Annotated in this window: 13 protein-coding genes; 1 reads left to right on the top strand and 12 read right to left on the bottom strand. The window is 39.6% G+C overall.

Annotated features, from left to right (window positions below; translation table 11 throughout):
• Window positions 1–15: 15 nt before the first annotated feature.
• From FW768_RS03320 to FW768_RS03280, 9 genes are all read right to left on the bottom strand, one after another.
• The gene (locus tag FW768_RS03320) at window positions 16–1728 is read right to left on the bottom strand and encodes a diflavin oxidoreductase (RefSeq protein WP_153392375.1); all 1713 of its coding nucleotides are present in this window, start codon (window positions 1726–1728) and stop codon (window positions 16–18) included.
• A complete protein-coding gene (gene cobA / locus FW768_RS03315; protein ID WP_153392373.1) occupies window positions 1718–2563 on the bottom strand; it encodes a uroporphyrinogen-III C-methyltransferase in 846 nt (281 codons plus the stop codon). Before cobA ends, FW768_RS03320 begins: the two co-directional genes overlap by 11 nt.
• 23 nt (window positions 2564–2586) lie before the next feature.
• A complete protein-coding gene (gene cysK / locus FW768_RS03310; protein ID WP_153392372.1) occupies window positions 2587–3498 on the bottom strand; it encodes a cysteine synthase A in 912 nt (303 codons plus the stop codon).
• 27 nt (window positions 3499–3525) lie between these two features.
• Window positions 3526–4356, bottom strand: a complete 831-nt coding sequence (epsC, locus tag FW768_RS03305) for a serine O-acetyltransferase EpsC (RefSeq protein WP_153392370.1) — start codon at window positions 4354–4356, stop codon at window positions 3526–3528.
• Between the two features lie 5 nt (window positions 4357–4361).
• Complete coding sequence (locus tag FW768_RS03300) at window positions 4362–5600, bottom strand: sulfate adenylyltransferase subunit 1 (RefSeq protein WP_153392368.1); 1239 nt, start codon at window positions 5598–5600, stop codon at window positions 4362–4364.
• A 104-nt stretch (window positions 5601–5704) separates the two neighbouring features.
• Window positions 5705–6613, bottom strand: coding sequence for a sulfate adenylyltransferase subunit CysD (gene cysD, locus FW768_RS03295; RefSeq protein ID WP_153392366.1), 909 nt, complete (start codon window positions 6611–6613; stop codon window positions 5705–5707).
• Window positions 6614–6625: 12 nt separating this feature from the next.
• Window positions 6626–7339: a phosphoadenylyl-sulfate reductase gene (locus FW768_RS03290; protein WP_153392365.1), complete on the bottom strand. Its 714-nt coding sequence runs from the start codon at window positions 7337–7339 to the stop codon at window positions 6626–6628.
• 82 nt (window positions 7340–7421) lie between these two features.
• Window positions 7422–7838, bottom strand: coding sequence for an RrF2 family transcriptional regulator (locus FW768_RS03285; RefSeq protein WP_153392363.1), 417 nt, complete (start codon window positions 7836–7838; stop codon window positions 7422–7424).
• Between the two features lie 101 nt (window positions 7839–7939).
• A complete protein-coding gene (locus tag FW768_RS03280; RefSeq protein WP_153392361.1) occupies window positions 7940–8434 on the bottom strand; it encodes a GNAT family N-acetyltransferase in 495 nt (164 codons plus the stop codon).
• A 137-nt stretch (window positions 8435–8571) separates the two neighbouring features.
• Here FW768_RS03280 and FW768_RS03275 point away from each other — a divergent pair, with 137 nt between their 5' ends.
• Window positions 8572–8748, top strand: coding sequence for a hypothetical protein (locus FW768_RS03275; RefSeq protein ID WP_153392359.1), 177 nt, complete (start codon window positions 8572–8574; stop codon window positions 8746–8748).
• Here the strand turns inward: FW768_RS03275 and FW768_RS03270 are convergent.
• The 3 genes from FW768_RS03270 to FW768_RS03260 are packed head-to-tail and all read right to left on the bottom strand — an operon-like array spanning window position 8745 to window position 12504.
• A complete protein-coding gene (locus FW768_RS03270) occupies window positions 8745–10010 on the bottom strand; it encodes an NAD(P)/FAD-dependent oxidoreductase (RefSeq protein WP_153392357.1) in 1266 nt (421 codons plus the stop codon). The two genes, FW768_RS03275 and FW768_RS03270, sit on opposite strands and share 4 nt — an antisense overlap.
• 8 nt (window positions 10011–10018) lie before the next feature.
• Window positions 10019–11017, bottom strand: a complete 999-nt coding sequence (locus FW768_RS03265) for a 4-hydroxyproline epimerase (RefSeq protein WP_153392355.1) — start codon at window positions 11015–11017, stop codon at window positions 10019–10021.
• Window positions 11014–12504, bottom strand: a complete 1491-nt coding sequence (locus FW768_RS03260) for an aldehyde dehydrogenase (NADP(+)) (protein WP_153392353.1) — start codon at window positions 12502–12504, stop codon at window positions 11014–11016. The genes FW768_RS03265 and FW768_RS03260 overlap by 4 nt, the downstream gene beginning before the upstream one ends.
• Between the last annotated feature and the right edge of the window lie 12 nt (window positions 12505–12516).

The raw sequence follows: 12516 nt of genomic DNA, 5'->3' as shown, positions 1-12516 counted from the left end.
GTTTTCTGTTGGAGTCTAATAAACATCTTTAGCATATCTGCCGTTAAGCTCCATGTCTTCAAGGTATTGATGTGCTTCTTCTTTACTGCGTTTTCCTTCGTTTTGAATGATATTCAGAAGGGTTTGCTCTACGTCACGGCTCATGGGTTCTTTGGCCCCACATACATAAACCGATGCGCCTCCTTCAAGCCAGTAAAAAACTTCCTGAGCTTTTTGTTCCAGTTTATGCTGAACATATGTTTTTTCTGCCGTATCTCTGGAAAAAGCCAGATCTAAACGGGTTAAGCTTCCTGTTTTAAGGAAATCCTGGATTTCAGCCTGATAAAGAAAATCTGATACAAAATTTCTATCTCCAAAAAAAAGCCAGTTTCTTCCTTCTGCGCCTATTGCATCACGTTCCCAAAGAAAAGATCTGAAGGGAGCAATTCCTGTTCCCGGACCAATCATAATGATATCTTTACCTGCCTCTGGAAGCTTGAAATGTCCTGCCTCCTGAATATAGAACTCAACATCTTCTCCTTCATTAAATCCGCTGAGAAACCCACTGCAAAGACCATTGTGTTTCTCATGGTCAATAAAGAATTCTGATTTGGCAACTGTAATATGAATTTCATTCTCACCATGAGCTTCCAAAGATGAGGATATGGAGTACAGACGGGGAGCCTGACCTGTTAATACCTGAATGACTTCTTCAAATTCTTCAGCATTTTTCACTGGATAAATTCGTAAAAGATCAAGAAGGCTTAAACGGACTTCCGGAATAGAATGTCCCGTGATCTTTGCATATTGGGCAACAACGGATTTAAGCAGATAGCTGATGTTAAGATGTTTATACAAAAGCTCTGCTGCACTGTCTGTAACTTTTGAGGTTTCAATTTGCTTTTTGGGATCAATTCCTGTCAGGCTGATAATTTCATCCACTACTGATTTTGAATTCAACGGGACAATTCCCAAAGCAGCACCAGGCTGATAGACCAGAGCTTCTTCTGTTTCTATTTCGATGTGATAGGTTTCTTTTTCAGAAGTAATATCATTTAGATTGATAATGGATGAAACTTTACCCAGATATTTTTTTCTGCCTGTTGAAGCTTTTGAAGCTGAGCTATTTTTCGTCCTGTTATCAGCATTTTTATTCACTGTTTCGAATACATGTTCTATCCAGTGAGCAGCCTCTTGTTCATAGTCTGTATCACATTTTTTTAAAGGAATAATTCGCTGGGCTCCCAAAGTTTCAAAACGGAAATCTACATCTTCTCCTGTCTTACAAAACAGCGGATAGCTGCTGTCTCCCAAAGCTAAAACTCCGAATTTTAGATGACTGAGGTTTATTTCATTTTCATAAATATAATCATAGAATTTCCTGGCGAGTGCAGGTGGTTCACCTTCTCCCTGTGTGCTGATCACTACAAAAAAGAATTCTTCTTTGGATAAATCTTTAGGCTTGTATTGGGATAAATCGGCCAGTTTAACCTGAATTCCTTTTTTCTTAATAACCGAAGCTAAACCTGTTGCCAGTTTTTTACTGTTTCCGGTTTCGGTACCGTAAGCCAGGGTAATTTTTTTCACAGCATTCGGGGCTGTAATTTCAGTGTGCTGAGGAGGCAGTACAGCGGTAGTTAATGTTCCTCCGGCTAGGCCTGCCAGGTATCCGCTGGCCCAGATGGCTTCATCTCTTGAAAAATCACCGGAGATTTGTTTGAGAACATTTAATTTGGTTTCAGACAGCATATTCAAAGAAATTTTGAGGGTTGGATATAAGACTTCCGTTTTCAACGGATTTAAAATACAGGCCTTCCTGTTCTGCGTTGTCCAGCCAGGAAAACTCTTCATGCAGGTTCACAACTTTACCGATGATCACCAAAGAAGGAGATGCAAAGTTTTTGTTTCCAAAATGGGTATTAAAATCCTCGAATGAGGAGGTATACACCTTTTGAAAAGGGGTTGTAGCCTGCTCAATGACCGCAATTTTTTTCTCACCGGAAATTTCAAGCTGTCTGAATTTTTCTACAAGCCGGGTAAGGTTTCCTTTAGACATATAAAAGACAAGCGTATCGTTGGTAGCCGCCAGTTCTTTCCAATATTCTTCATTGAGAATCTCAGATTTATAATACGTCAGAAAACGGACTGATGTTGAGTATCCCCGTGCGGTTAAGGGCATTCCTGCAAAGGCTGCTGCACCTAAAGCCGCTGTAATTCCGGGGATAATCTCATAAGGAATATGGTTTTGTTTTAAGGCCTGCAATTCATCCAGAATATTGGAAAATATGGAAACATCTCCCCCTTTAAGCCTGACAACGGTTTTATTCTGCCGGGCATACTCCACCATTAAAGTATTGATATGAGATTGAGGGGTAGAGGCATTTTTACTGCACTCTTTGCCTACATAGATTACTTCTGTGCTTTGGCTGACATACGTTTCCATAATTTCAGGGCTTACAAGGCGGTCACATAGAATAATGTCTGCTTTCGTAATGGCTTTTACTGCTTTTACGGTGATGAGTTCAGGGTTGCCGGGGCCTGCACCGATAAGGTAAACCTTTGGTGATTTTATGATTGTTTTCATTGAAGTCGATGTTTATTAAGGATTTAGAAGAGCCCTTCTACTGACAGATATCTTTCTCCGGTATCGTAGTTGATGGTAAGAATTTTAGCGTTAGATGGTATTTCCGGTAAATGTTTTGCAATGGCTGCCAAAGCTGCTCCTGTAGAAACGCCTACAAACAGACCTTCTTTTTTTGCTGCATTGATAGCATATTCATAAGCTTCGTCCTTGCCTACTGTAATGACTCCGTCCAAAAGAGTGATATCCAGAATGGAAGGTACAAATCCTGCTCCCAAGCCCTGTAATGGATGGGGTGCGGGGCTTCCTCCGCTTAATACTGGAGATAATTCCGGTTCTACAGCCAATACTTTAACATTCGGAAATTTTTCTTTGACCACTTTTGCGATTCCGGTGATATGCCCTCCGGTTCCTACGCCTGTGATAATATAATCAAGGCCGTCCGGAAAATCATTTAAGATTTCCTGTGCAGTAGTTTCGGTGTGTACTTTTACGTTGGCAGGGTTGTCAAACTGTCTCGGAATCCATGAATTGGGTGTTTCTTCTGATAATTCATTTGCTTTTTCAATAGCCCCTTTCATTCCTTTTTCTCTTGGAGTTAACACGAATTCAGCCCCATATGCTTCCATAATTTTACGGCGTTCTATGCTCATGCTTTCCGGCATTACCAGAATAAGCTTGTATCCTTTTACAGCAGCAACCAATGCCAGGCCTATTCCTGTATTTCCGCTTGTAGGCTCTATAATGGTGCTGTCTTTATTTAATAACCCTCTGGCTTCTGCGTCTTCAATCATTGCCAATGCAATTCTGTCTTTAATGCTTCCGCCCGGGTTGTTTTTTTCTAATTTGATCCAGATTTCATGGTCTGAACTGAATAATTTATTGATTTTTACGACAGGTGTGTCTCCAATCGTTTCTAAGGTATTCTGAAATTTCATATCAATATAATTTTTATCTTTTTTGTTTTAGATCACAAAGGTTAATGATTCCGGTAATGAACTGTTATCCTTTATTTTTATTTCACTTTTATGATAGACCAGAGAGTTGGCCGGTACATCCTGGGTAACCCAAACATTTCCTCCGATGATACTCTCTCTGCCTATGGTTGTATTTCCTCCTAAAATGGTTGCTCCTGAATAAATAATCACACCATCTTCAATATTGGGATGCCTTTTCTGGTTGGCTTTTTCTTTGGAGACATTCAACGCTCCCAGGGTTACTCCCTGATAGATTTTGACATTGTTTCCAATCACTGTAGTTTCTCCTATAACAATTCCGGTTCCGTGATCAATGAAAAACGACTTTCCGATTATGGCTCCGGGGTGAATATCAATTCCTGTTTTGCTATGGGCATATTCTGAAATCACACGAGGTACTATTTTTACATCCTGGCTCCAAAGCTGGTGCGAAATACGATAGACATAAGTGGCAAAAAAGCCGGGATACGCCAGGTATACTTCTTCCAGAGAATCTGCCGCAGGATCAAATTCCAAAATAGATTTTGCATCCAGAACCAACTGATTATACAATTCAGGCAACGCTTCAAAAAATTGATGAATGTGGACTTCAGTATCGTCTTTACTCTCTGTTACCGAATGAATTAAATCAAAAAGTGTTTCCTGCAATGCCTCAAAATTTCTTTTCAGCTGATCTTCAGAATTGTCTTTTTGGGGAAGAAAAAGAGCTTCATAAAGATCTTTAACCCATCTTTTCGTTCTTATTTTATCAAAGAATCCATGCATGTTATTTTGTTTAGCCTGATGAATTCTTGCCATTAAATGATTGGAAATTGCCATTGTTTCTATTGAATTATACAGGCTGCAACAGTTGAATTAGAAGTTTCATCTACCAAAATTGCAGACCCTGTTGTTTTATTATGGATAAAGCTGTCATAAACCAAAGGTTGTGCCGTTCGCAAGGTCACTTTTACAATTTCATTAAGTTTAATTTCATCTTCGGCCTGCTCCCGGTTAAGCGTATTCACATCCATCTTATAATCCACATTTTTCACAATAGCTTTTACGAGTCTGCTATTCTGTTGTAACAGGTATTTATTGCCGGGTTGCAGCGGTTTTTGGTCAAGCCAGCATAAGAGAACTTCCACATCATTTTCAACTTCCGGAAGATGTTCTCCTACAGCAAACAGATCTCCTCTGCTGATATCCAGATCATGAACCGTATGAATAACGGCAGGCTGGCCTTCAAATGCTTCCTCTTTTTCTACTCCGTTGATTTCAATTTTAGAAATTTCAGTCGTTAAACCTGCCGGAAGAACTACCATCGTATCTCCTTTTTTAAATTTCCCGCTGAGTATCTGCCCGGCATATCCTCTGTAATCATGCAGCTCTTCTGTCTGGGGACGGATCACATACTGAACCTGAAAACGACTTCCGGTATTATTTTTCTCATTCAATGTTACCTGTTCCAGATATTCTAAAAGGGAACTTCCTTCATACCAGTCTGTTCTTGATGATTTTGAAACAATATTATCCCCTTTCAACGCTGAAATCGGAAAATAGGTGACGTCATTCAATCCCAGGTTTTCTGCAATAGTAGAATAATCTGATTTTATGGTTTCAAAAACCTCTTCTGAATAATCTACCATATCCATTTTATTAATAGCTACGGCTACTTTTTTCAACTGTAATAATGAGGCGATGATAGAGTGTCTTCTTGTCTGTTCGATAACTCCTTTTCTGGCATCGATCAGGATCACCATCAGCTCGGAATTGGATGCTCCGGTAATCATATTTCGGGTATATTGCACATGTCCCGGAGCGTCTGCAATGATAAATTTTCTTTTTGGAGTTGAAAAATAGCGGTACGCCACATCTATCGTGATGCCCTGCTCTCTTTCTGCCCGCAGTCCGTCTGTTAACAGGGCGAGGTCTACCCCGTCTTCATTTTTGTTTTTAGAATGTTTTTCAAGCACTTCCAGCTGATCCTGTAAAATACTTTTGCTATCGTAAAGCAGTCTGCCGATAAGGGTACTTTTCCCGTCATCTACACTTCCTGCTGTTATAAATCTTAATATGTCCATGGGTTGTAATTATAAGTAATGAGTAATGGGCAATGGGTAATATTGCGGTGAGAATAAGTAAAAGCTGCCCATTCCATTACTTATTATTCATTGCTGACTGCTTATTAAAAGTAGCCTCCTTTTTTGCGGTCTTCCATTGCTGCTTCAGTTACTCTGTCATCAATACGGGTTTCTCCGCGTTCTGAGATTCTTGTGGCCGCAATTTCTTCTATTACAGCGTCTATCGTTTCTGCATTTGATTCTACTGCCGCGGTACAGGTCATGTCTCCTACTGTTCTGTAGCGTATTTTTTTGGTAGTGACAATATCATCGGATTCTAAAAAAACATGTTCCGAATTAGCCAGCCATTGTCCGTTAAAGTCTACGACTTCCCGTTCATGCGAAAAATATATAGAAGGCAATGCGATTTTTTCTCTGCGGATATAGTTCCAGATGTCAAGTTCGGTCCAGTTGCTGATCGGGAAAATTCTTACATTTTCTCCTTTGTGAATTTTTCCGTTAAAAATATTCCACAATTCAGGACGCTGAAGTTTGGGATCCCATTGTCCGAATTCATCACGAACAGAAAATATTCTTTCCTTGGCACGGGCTTTTTCTTCATCTCTTCTTGCTCCTCCGATGCAGGCATCCAATTCAAATTCCTCTATGGTATCCAGTAAAGTATAGGTTTGCAGCCAGTTTCTGCTTGGAAATTTGCCCTTAGCTTCAGTCAGCTTTTTACTTTTTATGGTATCTTCAACCTTTCTTGCGACCAGGTCGACATTCAACTGACGAACGAGTTGATCCCGAAATTTCAAAACCTCCGGAAAATTATGTCCGGTATCTACATGAACGAAGAGAAACTGTATTTTTCCGTGAAGGAATGCTTTTCTTGCCAGGTGAGCCAGCACAATACTGTCTTTCCCTCCACTGAATAACAGCGCCGGACGTTCAAACTGCCCCGCAACCTCTCTTAATATATAGATAGATTCGGACTCCAGCTGATCTAAATAGTTTAATTGATGTATTGACATTTTTTTATTTTTTTATTGATGAATATGCAGCCCGCATTCTTTTTTATTGGCATCTTCCCACCACCAGCGGCCCGCTCTGAAATCTTCTCCTTCTTTAATAGCTCTGGTACAGGGCTCACATCCGATACTTACAAATCCTTTTTTGTGTAACTGGTTGTAGGGTAAATGATGGGCTTTAACATAATCTGCTACCTGCTCAGAAGTCCAGTGGAGAAGGGGATGAAACTTGATGATCTTATTCTCAGGATCCCATTCCAGTTGCGGCATATTTTGACGGTTGGCAGAATGTTCCGACCTAAGACCTGTGATCCATATTTCATATCCGGCCAGTGCTTTTTTCAAAGGATGTACTTTACGAATGGCACAGCAGGCTTTCCTCTTTTCTACAGATTGATAAAATGAATCCGGTCCGTTTTCTGATATGAATTGTTTTAATTCTTCGGTATCCGGATAATACGCTTTAATATTTTTTTTGAAAAAGGCTCTTGTGTTCGTCCAGGTTTCATAGGTTTGTTCAAAAAGTCTTCCTGTATCCAACGTAAATATTTCAATATTCAGATCCTTTATCAGATGAGTGATGACCTGATCTTCATAGCTAAAGCTTGTAGAAAAGATGATCTTACCCCGAAATCTATCCGCCAATATCTGTAATCCTTTATCCTGAAGTAAGCCTCCAGAAGCCTCTTCCTGTAGTTGATCAAATTTATTTTTCAGATTGTTTTCCATATCCAATTGAAATTAAGTCCTGCAAATATATATAAAATTCTATAACTCCTATCAAATTAGTAGAGTTTAAATGAAAAAAAATTTAATCTTTGTTGATAAACTTAGTCAGAGTGGCTTCCATCATGCTTTTTCTGGTCTTTTCCCGAACGATAATCAACTCCTTTCTAAGGTAGCAGACTGCTTCATCTACACAATCATCACAGGCTTCATAAAAATTTAAAGAAACACAGGGTGTAAGGGCAATCGGTCCGTCAAAAATGCGGTAAATATCTGCTAATGAGACTTCATCGGGAGATTTTAAGAGATAATACCCCCCTACTTTACCTTGTTTACTATTGACCAGTTTAGCTCTTTTAAGTTCCAGAAGGATTTGTTCTAAAAATTTTTTGGGAATGTTTTCGTCCTGTGCAATAACGGAAGTGGGCAGAAAGCCTTGATTGTAATTTCTTGCTAATCTGACCATTGCTTTTAGTGCGTATTTGCAGCGTTTCGACATCATAATTCCTGCAAGTTATAACAAATTATCTGATAAATGAAATATAGAACCTGGAATGAGGTTATTGCTTTATTTCTAAACCTATTAGGTTGATGTTCTCCAATTTAATGATTCTGCAATAGAAAATAAGCCAGTTCTTCCTCCTCCCGGACCAGATTTTCTATTCTTTTGAATCCGTTTTTCAGAAGTACTTTTTGTGATCCGGCATTTTCCAGATCGGTAACAGCAACAATTTCTTTAGTATCGTTCAATGAGCGGCAATAGTCAACCAATGCCTGGCATACCTGAGTTCCAAGACCTTTCCCCCAATAGTTTTCACCCAGTGTGTACCCTATTTCTACCTGATCCGGATTATGGAAAAAATTTCTGGCCAGGCACATTCCGACAAAATCATTATTTTCTGCATGAAATATTCCCCATCTGCTGAAAGGACTATCCTGATAATCTGATAATGCCTTATCAAACATTTCTTTATATTCTTCCGGGGTTTTATAGGGAAGATAGCGGGTCACATTTTCATTTTCGAAGAGTTTACTGAACAAAATAAACTCCTGAGGGGTAAATTCACGGATGATAATCGTCTCGTTTTTATAATACATAAGAATAGAATCTCGTACTGGTTAATGATTAAATAAAAGTACGTAAATAAACTAAGAAAGGTTCACTTCATGAGATAATATTCAAAATAAAAACTGGATTTAATTAACCTGAATTCTTAAATATAAAAGGTTGGAAGATGGAAGAAGGAGGCTGGAAGTTACTTTTAGTTATAGATACTGAAAATCTCTGTAAAATCAAATTAGCTAAAAAAGACGGCAATCTATGGCCTTCAGAACTTCCCTCTTCCATCTCCCTGCTTCCAAGCTCTATAAATCAAAAATTCTTATCCCGAACTGTGGTTAATTTATATTAATTGAAACGTTCAGGATTAAAAATATGAATGTCTGCTGTTGGTTTTTGTTCGTTGGCAATTTCAGAAACTGTTTTTCCAAAAACGGGTCCAAGGCTCAATCCCATCATTCCGCCACCGCCAGCAATGATTAGATTTTTCAATCGGGAAGATTCTCCCAAGTATGGAAGCCCATCCGGTGCGCAAGGTCTGTAGCCAAACCATATTTCAGATTCTTTGGGCATTTTTACTTGAAAATCAGGTAAATATTTTGGAATAGACTGAATGATCCCTTCTACCCTTTTCATATTTATTTTATCATGATGGGAAGCCAGCTCCATAGTCCCGCCAAAACGAATTTGTCCATCCATGGGCGTAACAGCTACTCTTGCTTCCAATAATAATGCAGCATGCTCTATTTGGCTGAGCGGATTTTCAGGACGGTGCATCAATGAATAGCCCTTTCCTGGCATCAATTGAATTTTAATACCTGCTTTTTGGGCGAGTTCGGGTAAAAATGAACCTCCTGTCATGACAAACCGATCTGCTGTAAATTTTTGATCATTGGCGATGACTGCTTTAATATAAATTCCGGAAGTCTCAAACCCTTTTACCTGATGATGAGTATGGAAGATGACTCCATTATTTTTAAGATAAGAGATCATTTGTTGCATCAGTTTCATGGGGTTCATATGCCCGTCGCATTTATAGTTGATGCCCCCAATGACATCGAGTTGGGTATTGGGTTCCAGCGCTTGAATTCCTGCTTTATCCAGAATATCAACACGTAAGCCCATACTGATGGCTTTATGGGCAAGCTCTGTTTCTTCCTGTGCTACTTTCTCCGTTTTATAGAGCATCAGAATACCGTTTTGATTCAGTTCAAAATCAAACCCATCCTTTTGGGCAATTTCATTATAAAGTATGCTGCTTGCCAGGTTGAGATCCCTGATTGCGGATGCTGAACGATCTACATGGCTTTGATTGGAATGTTTTAAAAATTTCAATCCCCAAGAGATGAGTCTCGAATTAAGTGAAGGTTTTACATAAAACGGACTTTTACTGTCAAACATCCAGCGTATTCCCTGAGCTACCACTCCCGGAGCGGCCAATGGCGTAAAATGACTGGGTACGATCATCCCGGCATTGCCATAGGAACAATTGTTGGTAAGATCATTCTGCTCCAGAATTTCTACTTCCCAGCCTTTCTGCAAAAGATAATATGCTGAGCTTAATCCTGCTATTCCTGCACCAATGATAAGTGCTTTTCCTTTATTCTGTGTCATACGTTTGTTTACATAACCTGAAATCCCTGCCAGTAAGGATCTTCATCGTCAATAATAATCTGATTGTAACCAGTAATTCTTGCCCAGCCTTCTACTGAAGGAATAATGGCAGGTTTTCCGCCAACACTGGCTGTTCCTTCAATTCTTCCGATAAACTGCGAACCGATATAGCTTTCATGAATGAATGTTTCCCCTTCTTTTAATTTTCCTTTAGTATACCATTGAGCCATTCTTGCGGAAGTTCCTGTTCCACATGGTGAACGATCCAAAGCATTCTCACCTACTAACACGGCATTTCGACCACTGGCTTCAGGATCTTTTGGATTACCAGTCCATTGAATATGGCTTAATCCGGTAATAGGTTCGTTTTCAGGATGAATAAATTGATATTGATCATTGAGTAATTTTCTGATGAGCTTCCCATAGTGAATCAGCTGGCTGGCTGTAAAATCAGAAATATCTCTGAAATTTTCCTGAGGATCTATAATGGCATAAAAGTTTCCGCCATAAGCTACATCCGCTTTTATTAATCCCAGATCCGGACACTCAACTTCAAGGTTTTCAGCATACAGAAAGGATTTTACATTGGTCAGTTTTACAGATTTTACTTTTTTTCCTTCCTGCACATAATCTATAAGAATAATTCCTGCCGGTGTCTCAAGGCGCAGCTTCCCGGGAATTTTGGGTACAACCAGGCCTTCTTCTATGGCAATAGTAACTGTTCCGATGGTTCCGTGTCCGCACATGGGAAGACATCCACTGGTTTCAATATATAAAACTCCGATATCATTTTCTTCGTCAATAGGCGGATACAAAATACTTCCACTCATCATATCATGACCACGGGGTTCAAACATGAGTCCTTTGCGGATCCAGTCGTATTCCTTCATAAAATGAAGCCGACGCTCCATCATGGAATTTCCTTTTAAAATAGGCCCGCCTCCCGCCACAAGACGTACAGGGCAGCCACAAGTATGAGAATCTATACAAAAAAATGTTCTGTTCATGTTGTTTGCAATTTTAATGATCCTGAATGAATTTCACCATCCACTATTCTGCTGATCTGCAATGGATTCTCATTCTTCAGTTCTTCCGGCAGAAATTCACCCGGCCAGTTCTGGAAGGTGATGGGACGAACGAAGCGTTTGACTGCATCTGGTCCTACAGAGGTAAAACGAACATCTGTTGTAGACGGAAAAGGCCCTCCATGCTGCATGGCATATACTACTTCTACTCCTGTAGGCATCCCGTTGAATAATAATCTGCCACATTTGTCTTTTAAAAGGTTGATCAGATTCATATTTTCATGGAGATCTTCATGAGTGGCTGCTATGGTAATGGTTAATTGTCCTTTCAGCTGTTGAGCAATCTCTGTCATTTCTTCCCGTGTTTCACAAGTCACAATGATTCCAAAAGGTCCGAAGATTTCTTCGCTTAATATCTTATTATGAATAAAGTTTTTAGCATTGGTTTCTATAACAATAGCACGTCCCTTCCATTCATCAATTTCTGTATCTACTGATGCAATAATATTTACTTCAGGTTGTTCCACTGCAAGGGTTTTATGCTTTTCAAAAGTTTCAAATATTCCTTTGTGAAGCATATTGGAAGGAATAATTTCTTTAATTTCATTTTTCAATGCAGTGATAAAGCGGTCAAGGGATTTTCCTTTAAGCGCAATAAACACTCCCGGGTTGGTACAGAATTGTCCTACTCCTAGTGTTAAAGAAGCAATATATTCTTTTGCCAGTGCTTCAGCTTTGTTTTCAAGTAGATGCGACATCGCAAATATGGGGTTGATGCTTCCCATTTCTGCAAATACCGGAATAGGGTTTTCACGACGGCTAGCCAAATCAAATAAAGCTTTTCCTCCATTGAATGAGCCGGTAAATGCTACAGCATGGATGTCTTTATGCTGAACCAGATAAGCTCCTACATCATTGGAAACTCCGATAATATGGCTAAAGATCCCCTCCGGCCATCCGAATGCTGCTACAACAGCCGTAATAGCATCAGCCATCATTTGTGAAGTCTTAGCATGTGCCGGGTGGGCTTTTATAATCACAGGACATCCTGCTCCAATAGCACTCGCTGTATCACCTCCCGCCGTAGAAAATGCAAAAGGAAAGTTACTGGCACCAAAAACAACCACAGGTCCTATACCTACATTATATTTTCTGAGGTCTCCTTTTTGTTTGTCGGGTTGTGCAAGGTCAATTCTTGGTTCAGTGTATATTCCTGTGGCTACAGCTTTTGCATAACTTCTCCATTGTCCTGTTGTTCTGGCTTTTTCACCGGTAAGTCTTGCTAAAGGTAATGATGTTTCAGCATGTGCTGTTGTCAGAAGTTCTTCTCCTAAAGCTTCAATCTGATCGGCAACAGCATTCATAAATTCAGATCGTTCTTTTATATTTGTATTTTTCAGAAACTGATATGCCTCGGCAGCCATCTGAATTCTCCTATCCATATTTTCTTTTGATGTTTCTTCCATCATCGCTTTATTTTT

Origin of the sequence: Chryseobacterium vaccae, assembly GCF_009602705.1 — a bacterium.
GTDB lineage: Bacteria > Bacteroidota > Bacteroidia > Flavobacteriales > Weeksellaceae > Chryseobacterium > Chryseobacterium vaccae.
Note: the sequence above shows the minus strand (reverse complement) of the source record. Positions and strands in the feature narration are given on the sequence as shown.